Here is a 15989-nt window from a genome sequence, read left to right as displayed (position 1 = left end):
AGTCGGCGAGGGCGGGAGTACGGGGACATGGTGGACGTCCACGGAACGGTGGAGGGCGGCTTCGAGCCGGTCGGGGAGGCATTCGCGCGCAACTTCCAGGCGCGGGGCGAGCGGGGCGCGGCGGTGGCCCTGTACCGGGACGGCCGCAAGGTGGTGGACCTGTGGGCGGGGCTGACGGACCCGGAGGGCACAGAGGAATGGGAGCGGGACACCGCCCAGGTCGTCCGCTCCGCGACGAAGGGCGTGGCGGCGGCGTGCCTGCTGCTCCTGCACCAGCGCGGGCAGCTGGATCTGGACGCCACGGTCGGCACGTACTGGCCGGAGTTCAAGGCGCGCGGCAAGGAGCGGGTCACCGTACGGGACGCGCTCGCGCACCGCGCCGCCGTGCCGGCCCTGGACACCCCGCTGACCACCGCGCAGGCGATGGACGGGGTGAGCGGGCCCCGCGCGCTGGCCGCGCAGACCCCGTGGTGGGAGCCGGGACCGGCGGGCGGGCACGGGTACCACGCCATGACGTACAGCTGGCTGCTCGGCGAACTCGTGCTGCGGGCGACCGGGCGCAGCATCGGCCGCTACGTGGAGCAGGAGATCGCCCGTCCGCTGGGCCTGGACCTGTGGGTCGGCCTCCCGCCGGAGCAGGCGCCGCGCGTCGGCCGCCTCGCCCCGGTCGAGCCGCCGCCCGCGCCGGACGGCCACGGGCTCAAGGCCCGCCCCAAGCGCGCCGTCACCGAGGCCTACGCCGACCCCGGCACCCTCACCCGGCGCGCCTTCGGCGCCATCCAGCCCGCCCCCGACGAGAACGACCCCGCCTACCGCGCCGCCGAACTCCCCGCCTCCGCCGGCATCGCCACCGCCCGCTCCCTCGCCCGCTTCTACGCCGCCCTGATCGGTGACGTCGAGGACGGCGGACGCAAGCTCTTCGCCCCCGCCACCCTCACCGCCGCCCGCACCCTCGAATCCGACGGCCCCGACCGGGTCCTGATCGTCAACACCCGCTTCGGCCTGGGCTACATGCTCCACGGTCCCGCCTCGCCCTTCCTCGCCCCCGGCTCCTTCGGCCACCCCGGCCGCGGCGGCTCGCTGGCCTTCGCCGACCCGGAGGCAGGCATCGGCTTCGGGTACGTGACCAATGGCATGCAGCGCAATGTCACGGCGGATCCGCGGGCCCAGGCGCTGGTCCGGGCGGTGCGGGCCTGTGTCTGAGCCCCGGCCGGGCGCCCGCTTCGACGGCTACGCCGTCCTCGTCACCGGCGCCGGCCAGGGCATCGGCGCCGCCACGGCCCGCCGTTTCGCGGCCGAGGGCGCCGGGGTCCTGGTCACCGACCGGGAGGCCGGCCGCGCGCAGGCGGTGGCGGACGCGATCCGGGAGGCGGGCGGCAGCGCCGAGGCGCTGGCGTGCGACGTGACGGACCGGGCGGCGGTGGAGGCGGCGGTGGCGTACGCGGCCGGACGCTTCGGCCGGCTCGATGTGCTGGTGAACAACGCATACGCGTGCCACCTGGACACCCCACGGTTCGAGGAGCAGCCGGACGACACCTGGTACGAGGACATCGAGGTGACGCTGACCGGGGCGATGCGGTGTGCGCGGGCGGCGATGCCGCACCTGGCGGAGGCCGGCGGCCGGGGCTCGGTCGTCAACATCGGGTCGGTGAACGGGGAGATCAGCTTCGGCAATCACGCGTACAGCGCGGCGAAGGCCGGTCTGGCGAGCCTGACGCGCACCCTCGCCGCCCATGCGGCGCAGCGCGGGGTGCGGGTGAACCTGGTCGCGCCGGGCACGATCCGCACACCGGCGTGGTCAGGCCGGGAGGAGGACCTGGACCGGCTGGCGGCGGTGTATCCGATGGGGCGGGTCGGGGAGCCGGAGGATATTGCGGGGGCGGTGACCTTCCTGGCGTCGGCGGATGCCGCTTGGATCACGGGCGTCACGCTGCCGGTGGACGGCGGGATCCTGATCAGCTTCCACGGCTTCCGTCAGACGCCGGACGGCAGCGACGGCAGCGACGGCAGCGACGGCACCGCGAAGCCGTAGGGCAGCTCCAGGCGGTGCGCGCGCAGCAGGACGTCGTCGGCGAGGAGTTCGCGGGTCGGGCCGTCGGCGGCGAGGACGCCGTCGCTGAGGATGAGGGAGCGGGGGCACAGCTCCAGGGCGTACGGCAGGTCGTGGGTGACCATCAGGACGGTGATGTCCAGCGAGCGCAGGATGTCGGCGAGTTCGCGGCGCGAGGCGGGGTCGAGGTTGGAGGAGGGCTCGTCGAGGACGAGGATCTCCGGGCGCATCGCGAGGACCGTGGCGACGGCGACGCGGCGGCGCTGGCCGAAGGACAGGTGGTGCGGGGGCCGGCCGGCGAAGCCGGCCATGCCGACCTGGTCGAGGGCCTCGTGGACGCGGGACTCCAGCTCGGGGCCGCGCAGACCGGCCGCCGCCGGGCCGAAGGCCACGTCCTCGCGGACGGTGGGCATGAAAAGCTGGTCGTCGGGGTCCTGGAAGACGATGCCGACGCGGCGCCGGATCTCGGCGAGGTTGCGCTTCTCGACGGGCAGCCCGCCGACGGTGACGGAGCCGAGGCCGCCGGTGAGGATGCCGTTGAGGTGCAGGACGAGCGTGGTCTTCCCCGCGCCGTTGGGGCCGAGCAGGGCGACGCGCTCGCCGCGGGCGACGGTGAGGTCGACGCCGAACAGGGCCTGGTGGCCGTCGGGGTAGGCGTAGGCGAGACCGCGTACGTCGAGGGAGGGCGTGTCGGTCATGCCAGGGTCCATCCGGTCAGGCAGACGGCCAGGGCCGCCGCAGGGAGTGCGGCCGCGTACGACCACTGGGTGCGGGTCGCGGTCGCCTCGTCGATCACCGGCATGGAGCCGGCGTAGCCACGGCTGACCATGGCCAGGTGCACGCGCTCGCCGCGCTCGTAGGAGCGGATGAACAGGGCGCCGGCGGACTTGGCCAGAACGCCCCAGCTGCGAAGGCCGCGTGCGCGTGCGGCGTAACCGCGCGATTCGCGCGCGATGCGCATGCGGCGCATCTCGTCGGTGATGACGTCGCCGTAGCGGATCATGAAGGACGCGATCTGCACCAGCAAGGGCGGCATGCGCAGGCGTTGCAGCCCGAGCAGCAGCTCGCGCAGCTCGGTGGTGGCGGCCAGGAGTACGGAGGCGGCGACGCCGAGGGTACCCTTGGCGAGGACGTTCCAGGCGCCCCAGAGGCCGGACTGGCTGAGGGACAGGCCGAGGAAGTCGATGTGCGGGCCCTGGGCGACGAAGGGCATCAGCACCGCGAAGGCCACGAACGGCACCTCGATCAGCAGCCGCTTCAGCAGGAAACCGGCCGGGACGCGGGCCAGGGCCGCGACGGCGGCCAGGAGCAGGGCGTACGCGCCGAAGGCCCACATCGCCTCGCGCGGGGTGGAGACGACGATGACGACGAAACCGAGGACGGCGGCGAGCTTGCAGTGCGGCGGCAGCGCATGGACCGGCGAGTGGCCGTGCCGGTAGAGGCGGTGGGCGTGCCCGGCGCCCACGTCAGGCCACCCGCGACTGCGTACGGCGGCGGCGGACGGCCCAGACCACGCCCGAGCCGACGGCCAGGGTCGAACCGACGCCGATGACGCCAGCCAGACCGCCGGAGAGGCGCTCGTTGTCGACGTCCTGGGTCTCGTAGCCGGCTAGCGGGGAGTCGGCGGCGGCGTGGCCGGTCTCGGCGGAGTCGAAGCCCTGGTCGATGGCGACCTTGTTGAGGCCGTCCGGGCTGCCGGAGGCGTAGTAGCTGACCCCGCCCGCCAGCATGAGGGCGGCGGCGATGCCGGTGAGCCAGACGGCCCGCACGGACCGGGGCTTCGCGGCGGGCGCCGGGACCGCCACCTCCGCAGCAGCCCCCGCCCCCGTCCGAAGGACAAGCGGCTCGGCCGGCCCGCGGGCCCCGTACACCAGGTCCGGGCGGACTGCGGCGACCGCGCCGACCGTGGCGGCCGTGATGGCGGCCTCGCCCAGGCCGATCAGCACATGGACGCCGACCATGGCCGTGGCGACCTTGCCGATGGCGACATCGGTGGTGCCGCCGAGCGCGTAGATCCCGGTGAAGACGACGGCCGCCGCCGGGACGGACAGCACGGCAGCCGCGAAGGAGGCGATCGTGATGGACGTACGGCCGCGCGGCAGCACCTTCACCAGCAGCCGGAAGACGGCGTACGCCACGACCACCGTGACGACGGCCATGTCCGTGATGTTGACCCCGAGCGCGGTGAGCCCGCCGTCCGCGAAGAGGATGCCCTGCATCAGCAGGACGACGGACACGCACAGCACGCCCGTATAAGGCCCGACGAGTATCGCGGCCAGCGCCCCGCCCAGCAGGTGGCCGCTGGTGCCGGCGGCGACCGGGAAGTTGAGCATCTGCACGGCGAAGATGAAGGCCGCCACCAGCCCGGCCAGCGGCGCGGTCCTCTCGTCGAGCTCGCGCCGCGCACCGCGCAGGCTGACGGCGACGGCGGCGGCAGCGACGACGCCCGCGCCGGCCGACACCGGGACGTCGATGAATCCGTCTGGTACGTGCATGGAACCGGCCTTCCCGGGCGCCTGGAGAACTGTCTGATGATAATGCGTACCTGCAATTGGTTCGCAAGAGCGCTTCGGATGCCTTCCGGGGCGCAAAAGTTGCTGGCACTCCCCAGGCCCCGAACGATGGGTACGTGAGCGAAGACGGCGCATATCTCCGGTTTCCGCATGTCCACGGCGATCTGCTGTGCTTCGCCGCGGAGGACGACATCTGGGTGGCCCCGCTGGCCGCCCCCGGCGCCGCCCCCGCCCGCGCCTGGCGGGTCACCGCCGACCGCACCCGGGTCGGCCATCCGCGCTTCTCGCCGGACGGCGCGTCGATCGCGTTCACCACCTGGCGCAGCCTGGACCCGGAGATCCACCTCGCCCCGGTGGACGGCGGCCCGGCGCGGCGCCTCACCTACTGGGGCAGCTTCGACACGCGCGTACGCGGCTGGACGCCCGACGGCCAGATCCTCGCCGTCTCCTCGCACGGCCAGCCCTTCTCCTATTTCTCGTGGGCCTACAACCTCGCCGTCGACGGCAGCCCCGGCAGCCGCCTGCCCTGGGGCCCGGTCTCCGACATCGCCGTCCACGACACCGACGAGGGCGAGCACCGCACGCTGCTCCTCACCGGCACCCCGCCGCACGAGCCCGCGGCCTGGAAGCGCTACCGGGGCGGGGCGACGGGACGGCTGTGGCTGCACGGCACGCGGCTGGTGCCGGATCTGGACGGCCACCTGGAGTCCCCGATGTTCGTGGGCGGCCGGATCGCCTTCCTCTCCGACCACGAGGGCGTGGGCAATCTGTACTCGGTCCTGCCGGACGGCTCGGACCTGCGGCGCCACACCGACCACGCCGACTTCTACGCCCGCAGCGCCGCCACCGACGGCTCCCGCGTCGTCTACCAGTGCGCGGGCGGGCTCTGGCTCGTCGACGACCTCGCCGATCCCGCCGCCGTCCCCCGCCGGCTCGACGTACGCCTCGGCGGCCCCCGCGCCGGCCGCCGCCCGTACCAGGTCCCCGCCGCCTCGCACCTGGACTCGCTGGCCTGCGACCGTACGGGCCGGGCCAGCGCGGTCTGCGTACGCGGCAGCCTGTACTGGCTCACCCACCGCGACGGCCCGGCCCGCACCATCGCCGACGAGCCGGGGGCGCGGGTCCGGCTGCCCGAGATGCTCGGGGAGACCGGGCGGATCGCCTTCGTCACGGACGCGGAGGGCGAGGACGCCATCGAGATCGCCGACCTGCCGGGCCGTCCGGCGGCATCGTCGGCGCCCGCGCGGCGCTTCGCCGCCGGACGGCTCGGCCGCGTACAGGAACTGGTGTCGTCACCGGACGGGGAGACGCTCGCGGTGGCGTCGAACGACGGGCGGCTGCTGCTGGTGGACGTGGCCGTCGAGGACGGCAGCGGCACCGTCGTCGAGCTGGCCCGCTCGGAGAACGGCCCGGTGCGGGATCTGGCCTTCTCCCCCGACTCGGCGTGGCTGGCCTGGTCGCATCCCGTCATCGGGCGGAGCCTGCGCCAGATCCGGATCGCGAAGCTCACGGAGGAACAGATCGTCATCGAGGTCACCAACGGCCGCTTCGAGGACGAGCAGCCCGTCTTCACCCGCGACGGCCGCTACCTCGCCTTCCTCTCCTGGCGTGGCTTCGACCCCGTCTACGACGTCCACACCGGCGACCTCTCCTTCCCCCTCGGCTGCCGCCCCTACCTCGTCCCCCTCAACTCCGCGACCCCGTCGCCCTTCGCCCTTCCCGTCGAGGGCCGCCCGCCCACCGGCGGCCTCGACCCCGTCGAGACCGGCAGCGGCGCGGTCGCGGTGGAGGCGGAGGGCCTGCCGAGCCGGGTGACCCCGTTCCCCGTCCCCGCCTCGAAGTACAGCTCGCTCGAACCCGTACGCGGCGGCCTGGTCTGGCAGCGCTGGCCGATCTCCGGCGCGCTCGGCGAGACCTTCGTCAACCCGACCGACCCCTCCGCCCGCCCCAGCCTCGAGTACTTCGACCTCGCCAAGTCCAAGCGCACCGAGCTGATCCACCACATGGACTGGTACCGCGTCAGCGGCGACGGCTCCCGCCTGGTCGTCTACGACGAGGGCGACCTCACCGCCCTCCCCGCCACCGAGCCCGGCGACCTCGACTCCACCGTCTACATCGACATGCGCCGCATCCTCCACGACGCCGACCCGGCGGCGGAATGGCGCCAGGCCTTCGACGAGGCCGGGCGCATCATCCGCGACTACTTCTGGGCCCCCGACATGTGCGGCATCGACTGGCCCGCCGTCCTGGACCAGTACCGCCCGCTGGTCGAACACGTCGCCTCCCCGGACGAGTTCGCCGATCTGCTGCGCGAGGTGCTCGGCGAACTGGGCACCTCCCACGCGTACGTGTCCCCCGCGCGCCGGAACGAGGGCCCGCCCCACTACCAGCGCCCCATTGGCCTCCTCGGCGCCAACTTCACGCATGCGCAGGACGGTTCCTGGGTCGTCTCCCGCATCCTCCCCGGCGAGTCCTCCGACTCCAAGGCGCGCTCCCCCCTCGCCGGCACCGGCATCCGCGAAGGCTCCGCCCTCACCCACGTGGACGGCCGCCCCATCGACCCCGTCGCCGGACCGGCACCCCTCCTGGCCGCCGCCGGCGGCACGACGGTGGAGCTGACCTTCACCTCCCCGAAGTCCCCGGAGTCCCAGGAGGCCCCGGAGTCCCAGGAGGCCGGCCCGCCGCGCCGGGTCGCTGTCGTCCCCCTCGTCGACGAACGGCCCCTGCGCTACCAGGACTGGGTCGCCAAACGCCGCGACGTCGTACGCGAGTTGAGCGACGGCCAGTGCGGCTACCTCCACATCCCCGACATGGGCGGCTCGGGCTGGGCCCAGTTCAACCGCGACCTGCGGATGGAAGTCGCCCTCCCCGCCCTGATCGTGGACGTACGCGGCAACGCCGGCGGCCACATCAGCGAGCTCGTTGTCGAAAAGCTCACCCGCAGGATCCTCGGCTGGGACCACACCCGAAACGCCCAGCCCGTCTCCTACGCGAGCAGCGCACCGCGCGGGCCGATCGTCGCCCTCTGCGACGAAGCCACCTCCAGCGACGGCGACATGATCACCGCCGCCTTCCGGCTCCTCGGGGTCGGCCCCGTCGTCGGCACCCGCACCTGGGGCGGCGTCGTCGGCATGACCGGCCGCCACAAGCTCGGCGACGGCACGGTCATCACGGTGCCGATGAACGCCGCCTGGTTCGACGCCTACGGCTGGTCCGTCGAGAACTACGGTGTCGAGCCCGACATCCCCTCCCTGCGCACGCCGCTGGACTGGGCCGAAGGCCGTCACATCGAGATGGACGTCGCCGTCCGCACGGCACTCGACCTGCTCGCCAAGCACCCCGCCTCCACCCCGCCCGGCCTCTCCGGCCGCCCCGACCGCCGCCGCCCCCCGCTCCCGCCGCGCGCCCTCCCGCCACGTGCCTGAACACGGCGGAAGGGGCGCGCCCTTGGCGGGCGCGCCCCTTCCTCATGCTGCTGAGGTCACATGTCCCAGCGGTCCTCGGTCGGCTCGTCCATCGACTCCTGGCCGCGGTTCCTCCGCTGCGACTCGTCCGACGGACGCCCCGTCCGCTGCGGCCCCTTCGGCTCCTGCGGGTCCCTGGGGTCCGCCAGCATGTCGTCGTCCATGTCGATGTCGCTGAGCGGGTCCTGCACGCCGCGCTTCTGCTGCGCCTTCTTGGCGTAGTCGCCGGCGTTGCCCTTCATCGGGTCGTTCTTGCCCATGATCACTCCTCTGGGATGTGTGGGATGGGCCCGAACCAGAGTTACACGGCGTCGCGGGTTGCGCACGTTGTGCGACTTTAGCCAGCTCAGGGGCGGTTCTCGCACCCGTTGGCGTCGCCTGCCGGGCTCCGCCCGCACCCGCCGGGGGCTACGCCCCCGGACCCCCTGCGGGCGTGTCCTCAAACGCCGGACGGGCTTATTTCGCGCGGCCCCGCTCGTCCGCTTCGCCGCCGCGGCCGACGAGGCCGCGCCGCATGCCGCCCGCCGCGGCGATACGGGGTGCGAGGCGCCGCATCTCGCGCTGGCCGATCGCCCCGCCGATCAGCCCGGGCAGGTAGCCGCGTACGGACTGCATGCCGCGCAGCCACCACTGGGCGTAGACGTGGGCGGACCGGCGCTCGACGCCGACCGCGATCCGCTCCACCGCCGGGTCCAGCGGATACGTACGGTTGGCGGGCCACGGGAGCTTGGACCGGGCCTCCCGCATCACGTCGTCCTCGTCGGCGCCGCGGACCATGTCCGTGTCGGTCCAACTCAGGTATCCGACGCCCACCTTGACCCCGCGATGGCCGACCTCGGCGCGCAGGCAGTGGGCGAAGGCCTCGACGCCGGCCTTGCTCGCGCAGTACGCGGTCATCATGGGCGCCGGAGCGATCGCGGCCAGGGAGGCGATCTGCAGCAGGTATCCCCTGGATTCGAGGAGAGCCGGCAGAAAGGCCCGGGCGGTCGTCACGCTCCCGAGCAGATTCACCTGGATGACGCGCTCGAAGGCAGCAGGGTCCGAGTCCAGGAAAGGACCGCCGGTCGCCACACCCGCGTTGGCGACGACGGCGTCCACCCGGCCGAAGCGCTCGGTCACCTCGGCCGCGACCCGCGTCATCGCGTCGCGATCCGTGACGTCGGCCACCCAGAAGGCGGCCTCGGATCCGATGCCCTCGGCGACCGCCTTCAGCTCGTCGGGCTCAAGGCCTACGAGCGCCAGCCGGGCGCCGCGCGCGGCGAGTTTGCACGCGAGCAGGGCGCCGACGCCCCGGGCGGCACCGGTGACGACCACGACATGACCCTGCAGTGAAGCGCTCATGCGGTGGTCTCCTCTTCGGCGGACCGGGACTCCGCGAGGTGCTCGCGCACCAGCGACCGTACGACGCCCGCGACGGCGGCGGGATCCTCGATCGGGGTCATGTGGCCGAGCCCGGGCAGTTCGGTGAGCCCGGCGAAGTTGCTCAGGCGGGCCGCCATGCCGTGGGCGTGCACGGGCGGGGTGAGCTTGTCGGCGGTGCCGACGAGGACGGCCGTGGGGGCGCTGAGGGCGGCGATGCCGGCGTCGAGATTGAGCTCGGCGAGCACGCGGCCCCAGCCGGCTCGGGCGCGGCGGCCGCAGGCGTGGACGATGCGGGCGGTGAAGGCGACCTGCTCGGGTGTCGTACCCGCCGCCAGGACGCCGTACTTGAGCGCGGCGCGGGTGAGCGGGGTGGACGGCCCCAGGGGTGCCGTGGACACCAGCAGGAAGCGGTGGAAGGCCCGCCGCAGGCGCGCGGACCGCACTCGCGGCGGCAGGACGGCGGTCTCGGCGAGGAGCCGTCCGCTGCCGGTGCTGGCCAGCAGGACGGCGGCCGTACGGGCCTGGATTGCGGGGCGGTCGCCGGCGGCCATCGCGGTCATGCCGCCCATGGAGTGGCCCACGATGACCGCCCGTTCGTCGTCGCCCAGGAAGGCGTCGAGTACGGCCGTGAGGTCGTCGGCGAGGGCGTCCGTGCTGTAGCCGCCGGGCCCGGGGGTCTCGCTGCGGCCGTGGCCGCGCTGGTCGTAGGCCACGACGCGGAATTCTCCGCCCAGTTCGTGGATGAGCGGGGCCCAGAAGAGCGTCTTGCAGGTCCAGCCGTGGATGAGGACGACCGTGGGAGCGTCCTGCGGCCCGTACTCCTCGACGTTGATCCGCGTGCCGTCCGCCGAGCGTACGAAGTCCGTACGCCGCGCCGCCGGGAGAGTGTGGATGGTCATGAGGTCGCGGCTCCCTGCAGCACGTCGTACTCCTCCAGTTTCAGCCGTCGCGTCGCGCGCCGGAATTCGGCTGTCGTGCCCGGCCAGGCCGTGGTGTTGCGGCCCTCCGAGTCCAGGTACCAACTGTCGCAGCCGCCGGTGGTCCAGACGGTCCGGGACATCCGGCGCTGCATCTCGCCGTTCCAGGAGCGCACCGCCTCCGCTTTGGCGTCGAGCGCGACGCCGCCGGTGTCGTCCAGCGCCTTCAGGTACTCGGCGACGTAGTTGAGCGAGGACTCGATCATCAGGATCATCGAGCTGTTGCCGAGCCCGGTGTTGGGGCCGATGATCAGCAGCAGATTCGGGAAGCCGTCGACCGTGCAGCCGCGCAGCGCGGCCATGCCGTCCTTCCAGTGCTCGGCCAGCGTCAGCCCGTCCGCGCCGACGACGCGGTCGCCGATCGGCATGTCGGTGACATGGAATCCGGTCCCGAAGACGATGACGTCGACCTCGCGCTCGGTGCCGTCGGCCATGACGATCGTCGAGCCGCGCACCTCCTTGAGGGCGGAGGCGACGAGCTCGGTGTTGGGCTGGGCGAGCGCCGGATAGTAGGTGTTGGAGAGCAGGATCCGCTTGCAGCCGATGGTGTAGCCGGGCGTGAGCTTCATGCGCAGCGCGGGGTCCTTGACCGACCTGCGCATGTTGTTCTTCGCGAGCTGCTCGGCCGCCTTCATCAGGCGCGGGCGCTTGACGAACGCCCCGACCTGGAATTCCCGCAGGAGCCAGAGCAGTCCGCGCCGCGCCTTCGCCGTCGCCGGGATCTGTCCGTGCAGCCACTGCTCGGCCTTGTTGATGCCACGGTCCACGCGCGGCATCACCCACGGCGGTGTGCGCTGCACGACCGTCAGCGACTTCACCTCCGGCTGGATGGCCGGCACGATCTGGATCGCGGAGGCGCCTGTGCCGACCACCGCGACCCGCTTGCCCTTCAGGTCGAGGTCGTGGTCCCAGCGGGAGCTGTGGAACACGGCCCCGGGGAAGCCGTCCAGCCCCGGTATGTCCGGCAGCTTGGGGTCCGACAGCGGGCCGGTGGCGGAGACGACGAGGTCGGCGGTCAGCTCGCCCTGGGACGTACGCAGCCGCCACAGCCGCCGCTCGTCGTCCCAGCTCGCCTGCAGCAGCTCGGTGTCGAAGCGCAGGTGCGGGCGCAGCCCGAAGGTGTCGGTGACCTGCTCCAGGTACGCCCGGATGTGCGGCTGGCCGGAGAAGGCGCGCGGCCAGGCCGCGTTCGGCGCGAACGAGAACGAGTAGAGATGGGACGGCACATCGCACGCACAGCCCGGATAGTCGTTGTCCCGCCACGTCCCGCCGACCGAGCCGGCCCGCTCCAGCACCACGAAGTCCGTGACGCCCTCGCGGCGCAGCCGCACGGCTGCGCCGAGGCCGCCGAACCCCGATCCGATCACCGCCACCCGCACGTGTTCGGTCACTGCCGCCTCCGCTCCAACCGCGCCAGCAATCACTGGCATGGTTGGAGGGTAGGCCAAGACCGTTACCAGCGGTAGACCCCGCGCACGGACCCGTAGGCTGCATCTGTGGCAACGGAATACCGCATGGAGGAACTCGCGGCGGCGGCAGGCATCCCGCCGCGCACCGTCCGCTTCTACCGCGAGCGCAAGCTCCTCCCCCCGCCGCGCCGCGAAGGCCGCATCGCCTGGTACGACGAGCACCACCTCGCGCGGCTGCGCACCATCACCGGCCTCCTCGCCCGTGGCCACACCCTCGGCGGCATCGCCGAACTCCTCGCCGCCGCCGAGAGCGGCCGCGACGTCGCCGAGGTACTCGGCCTCGACGCCGCCCTGGCCACCCCCTGGTCCGAGGAGAGCCCCGTCCGCCTCACCCCGGAGGCGCTGGCCGACTACTACGCCGACCAGGCCACCGCCGACAACCTCGCCACCGCCCTCGACATCGGCTACCTCGCCGTCGACGGCGACGATGTCGTCCACGTCTCCCGCCGCCTCCTCGAAGCGTCCTCCGCCCTCGTCCGCGAAGGCATCCCGCTGGCCGACGTCCTCGCCGCCGGCCGCGCCATGCGCACCCGCCTCGACTCCCTCGCCGCCCTCTTCATCGACCTCGCCCGCACGCACGTCCTCCCCGACACCGACCTCGGCGAGGCCATCGCCCGCCTCCGGCCCCTGGTCCGCGACATCGTCGAGGCGGAGCTGGCACTGGCCATGGACCGCGCGCTGCGCGACGAGTTGGACCGGGCGTAGCCCGGACGGCCGCACGGACGGGCACCGCACCCCGCCCCAAGCGAAGCTGGACCCATGCCAGACCAGCGGCTCCACCGTGCGTGCGGCACCTACGGGCCTTACCTGGCCGCCGCCACCTACTGGCTGTTCGCGGTCGCGCTGATCGCCGCCGCCCCGGCGATGGCCCTCGGGCTGGGCCTGTCCGGCCAGACCACGAACACCGCCGTGGGCCTGGCGGCGCTGCTCTGCGGGATGCTGATCTGGCCGGCGAGGAAGGCCGCCGTGCAGCTCGGCCCGGCAGGGCCGTCGCATCTGGCGCAGGCGGGCATGGTGGTGTTCATCGCGGGCGCCGTGGTCGCCGCCGCCGCGCCGGACAGCGCGGCGCTGCTGATCGGGCGGGCGCTGCAGGGCGTGTCGGGCGCGATGGTGCTGCCGTACGCGATGCCGTATGCGATGCCGTATGCCGCGCCGTACGGAATCACCTACGGCATCGCGTATGCCGTGCCCGCCGCCGCGCTGCTGGGCGGGGTGCTGACCTCGGCGCTGGACTGGCAGTGGGTGTTCTGGCTGTCCCTGCCGGTCGCGGCGGCGGCGCTGGCGGCGATCACGCTGGCACCACCGGAAGAACAACCGGCAGCAGAAGACGCCGCCGAGCGCGTGGCGAACGAGCACTACACGCCCCTCGCCCTCCTCATCCCGGGTCTGCTGGCGGCGTACACCGTCGTGAACCAGGCCAGTGCCTGGGAGTGGAGTTCCGCCCGCGTCCTCATCCTGATCGCCGTCGCCTTCTTCGCGCTGACCCTGTTCCTCCGGTGGGAGCGCGAGCACGCGGACGACCCGCAGCTGGACCTCTCGCCCTCCCCCGTCGCCGCGTTCCTGCTGCACTTCGCGGTGATCGCGGCGCTCTACGTACTGCTCACCTACCTCCAGGCCCCGGCCGTCGCGCACGGCCGGGGCCTGCCCGCCGTCACAGCCGCGCTGTTCACGCTCGCCCTGGCCGCAGGCGCACTGGGCGCCCGCTTCCTCCCCTTCCCGCCGATGGCGGGCGCGGTACTGGCGGCCATCGGCCTGACGCTCACCGCCTGCACGGGGCTGGGCCCGGGCGCGTACTACCCGCTGACGCTGATCGGCCTGGCGCTCGCCGGCGCCGGGCTGGCCCCGGTGAAGGACGCGCATCCGGCGGCCGGTCAGCTGGGGGCGGCGGCCGGTGTCGCGGTCACCGGGGCGATCACCAGCGGAATCCTCGACCCGAACCCGACCACGCTGGGCCGGGCCACGGCCACGGCGCTGCTGGTGAGCGCTGCGGTGGCGGCGGTGGCGGTATTCGCGGCAGCGTGGAGCCGGGCCGAATGACGACGACAACCGCCGCATCAGCCCCCGCCGCGCCGCCCTCCCTCACCCGCCGCCAGACCAACGTCGTCTTCGTCACGATCGTCCTGGGTATGCTGCTCGCCGCCCTCGACCAGACGATCGTCTCCACCGCCCTCCCGACGATCGTCGCGGACCTCGGCGGCGCCGGGCACATGGCGTGGGTGGTGACGGCCTACCTCCTCGCCGAGACGGTCTCGACCGTCCTGGTCGGCAAGTTCGGCGACCTCTTCGGCCGCAAGGTGGTCTTCCAGGTCAGCGCGGTGGTCTTCGTCGGCGGCTCGGTCATCGCGGGCGCCGCGAACAGCATGCTCCTGCTGATCGTCGCCCGCGCGATCCAGGGCCTCGGCGGCGGCGGTCTGATGGTCACGGCGATGGCGCTGATCGCCGATGTGATCCCGCTGCGCGAACGCGGAAAGTACCAGGGCGCGCTGGGCGCGGTCTTCGGCGTCACGACGGTCGTCGGCCCGACGCTGGGCGGGCTGTTCACCGACCACGCGTCCTGGCGCTGGTGCTTCTACGTCAACGTCCCCATCGCCATCGTCATGGTCGCCATGGCGGCCCGTACGATCCCCTCCGTCAAGGCCGCCGTCCGCCCGCTGATCGACTACGCGGGCATCGTCCTGGTCGCCCTCGGCGCCTGCGGCCTGGTGCTGGCCCTGGAGTGGGGCGGCAACGAGTACGCGTGGGGCTCGGCCGTCATCATCGGCCTGTTCATCGGCTCCGTCGCGCTGCTCACCGCCTTCGTGTTCGTGGAACTGCACGCCGCCGAGCCGATGCTGCCGATGCATCTCTTCCGCAACCCGGTCTTCAGCGTCTGCTCGGCCCTGTCCTTCATCGTCGGCTTCGCGATGCTGGGCGCGATGACCTACCTCCCCACCTACCTCCAGTACGTGGACGGGGTCTCCGCGACCGTCTCGGGCATCCGCACGCTCCCCATGGTGGTTGGCCTCCTCGGCATGTCCATGCTCTCGGGCACGGTGGTCAGCCGCACCGGCCGCTACAAGATCTTCCCGATCATGGGAACGGCGGTGATGGCCCTGGGCCTGTACCTGATGTCAACCATGAACAGGTCGTCCGGCGCCTGGCTGGAATCCCTCTACATGTTCGTCCTCGGCCTCGGCATCGGCCTGGCCATGCAGGTCCTCACCATCGCCGTCCAGAACACCGTCTCCTACGCCGAACTCGGCTCCGCCACCTCCGGCGTCACCTTCTTCCGCACCCTCGGCAGCTCCTTCGGCACCGCCATCTTCGGCACCCTCTACCAGAACCAGCTCGGCCCCAACCTCGCCGCCGCCCTCGCCGAGGTCCCCGGCGTCGACGCCGCCGCCGTCCAGTCCCCGGCCGCGCTCAAGCAGCTCCCCGCCGCCCAGGCGGCGCCCATCATCGACGCGTACGCCGACACCATCAACTACGTCTTCCAGTGGGTGGTCCCGGTGGCGCTCGGCGGCTTCGTCATCTCCTGGTTCCTCCGCGAAGTCCCCCTGCGCGACTCCGCCCGCGCCGGCGCCTCCGACATGGGCGAGGGCTTCTCCGCCCCCGACTCCCCCGACGCCGTCAAACAGCTCGAGCGCGCCATCGCCGGCGTCATGCGCCGCGCCAAGGCCGAGGCCCCCGTCTCCCGCCAGATCCTCACCGACTCCGGCTCCGCCCTCACCCCCGCCCAGGCCTGGGCGCTGGGCCAGATCCACTGGCGCACCCGCCTCCAGGGCGACGCCTCCCTCCCCGCCATCGCCCTCGCCCACCGCATGCCCCCCGAAGTCCTCCAGCCCGTCTTCTCCGACGCCGTCGCCTCCGGCTATGCCACCACCCTCAACACCGACCACCTCGACCTCACCCCCGCCGGCCAGGCCGAGCTCAACCGCCTCCACGCCGCCTGGCGCCGCTGGCTCGACACCCGCCTCGACGACTGGACGGTCACCGACCCCTCCGACCGCGCCCTGCTGGACCGGGCCATCAACAACATCGCGGCCAAACTGCTGGAGGAGGAACAGACCAACCGGGAGCGGACAGCGGTCTGACGCGCGGTGTGCGGGTCCGTCAACTTCCCTGATCACAGCGGTCCTTGCGTACGTCATCGCATAGAGTGACCTCAGCCGTAC

13 protein-coding genes are annotated in these 15989 nt (G+C 73.0%); 6 read left to right on the top strand and 7 right to left on the bottom strand.

The annotated features are described in order from the left end of the window. Positions 1–27: 27 nt before the first annotated feature. Positions 28–1203 (top strand): serine hydrolase domain-containing protein, encoded by a 1176-nt coding sequence (locus OG607_RS27380; RefSeq protein ID WP_405728820.1) that lies wholly within the window; start codon positions 28–30, stop codon positions 1201–1203. Further along, on the top strand, positions 1196–2032 hold the full coding sequence (locus OG607_RS27375; protein WP_405728817.1) for an SDR family NAD(P)-dependent oxidoreductase: 837 nt from the start codon (positions 1196–1198) through the stop codon (positions 2030–2032). The genes OG607_RS27380 and OG607_RS27375 overlap by 8 nt, the downstream gene beginning before the upstream one ends. Here the strand turns inward: OG607_RS27375 and OG607_RS27370 are convergent. Genes OG607_RS27370 through OG607_RS27360 form a run of 3 tightly spaced genes read right to left on the bottom strand, consistent with a single transcriptional unit; the run spans position 1975 to position 4545 of the window. Continuing rightward, on the bottom strand, positions 1975–2748 hold the full coding sequence (locus OG607_RS27370; protein WP_405728814.1) for an energy-coupling factor ABC transporter ATP-binding protein: 774 nt from the start codon (positions 2746–2748) through the stop codon (positions 1975–1977). The two genes, OG607_RS27375 and OG607_RS27370, sit on opposite strands and share 58 nt — an antisense overlap. Beyond that, positions 2745–3515 carry a cobalt ECF transporter T component CbiQ gene (cbiQ, locus tag OG607_RS27365; protein ID WP_405728811.1) on the bottom strand — a complete coding sequence of 257 codons (771 nt, stop codon included), beginning with the start codon at positions 3513–3515 and terminating at the stop codon, positions 2745–2747. The genes OG607_RS27370 and cbiQ overlap by 4 nt, the downstream gene beginning before the upstream one ends. Before the next feature lies 1 nt (position 3516). Beyond that, positions 3517–4545 carry an energy-coupling factor ABC transporter permease gene (locus tag OG607_RS27360; RefSeq protein WP_405728808.1) on the bottom strand — a complete coding sequence of 343 codons (1029 nt, stop codon included), beginning with the start codon at positions 4543–4545 and terminating at the stop codon, positions 3517–3519. Positions 4546–4679: 134 nt separating this feature from the next. On the opposite strand from OG607_RS27360, the gene OG607_RS27355 reads away from it, so the two are divergent. Beyond that, positions 4680–7988, top strand: a complete 3309-nt coding sequence (locus OG607_RS27355) for a S41 family peptidase (RefSeq protein WP_405728805.1) — start codon at positions 4680–4682, stop codon at positions 7986–7988. A gap of 56 nt (positions 7989–8044) precedes the next feature. Here the strand turns inward: OG607_RS27355 and OG607_RS27350 are convergent, their stop codons facing one another. The 4 genes from OG607_RS27350 to OG607_RS27335 form a co-directional block, all read right to left on the bottom strand. After that, positions 8045–8287, bottom strand: coding sequence for a hypothetical protein (locus tag OG607_RS27350; protein ID WP_405728802.1), 243 nt, complete (start codon positions 8285–8287; stop codon positions 8045–8047). Positions 8288–8483: 196 nt separating this feature from the next. Then, positions 8484–9368 (bottom strand): SDR family oxidoreductase, encoded by an 885-nt coding sequence (locus OG607_RS27345; protein WP_405728799.1) that lies wholly within the window; start codon positions 9366–9368, stop codon positions 8484–8486. Next, positions 9365–10288: an alpha/beta fold hydrolase gene (locus tag OG607_RS27340; RefSeq protein WP_405728796.1), complete on the bottom strand. Its 924-nt coding sequence runs from the start codon at positions 10286–10288 to the stop codon at positions 9365–9367. Before OG607_RS27340 ends, OG607_RS27345 begins: the two co-directional genes overlap by 4 nt. After that, positions 10285–11796 (bottom strand): flavin-containing monooxygenase, encoded by a 1512-nt coding sequence (locus tag OG607_RS27335; RefSeq protein WP_405728793.1) that lies wholly within the window; start codon positions 11794–11796, stop codon positions 10285–10287. The genes OG607_RS27340 and OG607_RS27335 overlap by 4 nt, the downstream gene beginning before the upstream one ends. Before the next feature lie 66 nt (positions 11797–11862). Here OG607_RS27335 and OG607_RS27330 point away from each other — a divergent pair, with 66 nt between their 5' ends. Genes OG607_RS27330 through OG607_RS27320 form a run of 3 tightly spaced genes read left to right on the top strand, consistent with a single transcriptional unit; the run spans position 11863 to position 15908 of the window. After that, positions 11863–12540, top strand: coding sequence for a MerR family transcriptional regulator (locus OG607_RS27330; RefSeq protein WP_405728790.1), 678 nt, complete (start codon positions 11863–11865; stop codon positions 12538–12540). Positions 12541–12594: 54 nt separating this feature from the next. Beyond that, a complete protein-coding gene (locus tag OG607_RS27325; protein ID WP_405728787.1) occupies positions 12595–13872 on the top strand; it encodes a hypothetical protein in 1278 nt (425 codons plus the stop codon). Beyond that, the gene (locus tag OG607_RS27320) at positions 13869–15908 is read left to right on the top strand and encodes an MDR family MFS transporter (protein WP_405728784.1); all 2040 of its coding nucleotides are present in this window, start codon (positions 13869–13871) and stop codon (positions 15906–15908) included. The genes OG607_RS27325 and OG607_RS27320 overlap by 4 nt, the downstream gene beginning before the upstream one ends. Positions 15909–15989: the final 81 nt, after the last annotated feature.

Source organism: Streptomyces sp. NBC_01537 (assembly GCF_045040445.1).
In the GTDB taxonomy this organism is placed as follows: Bacteria; Actinomycetota; Actinomycetes; order Streptomycetales; family Streptomycetaceae; genus Actinacidiphila.
This window is presented reverse-complemented; position numbering and strand designations above follow the sequence as displayed.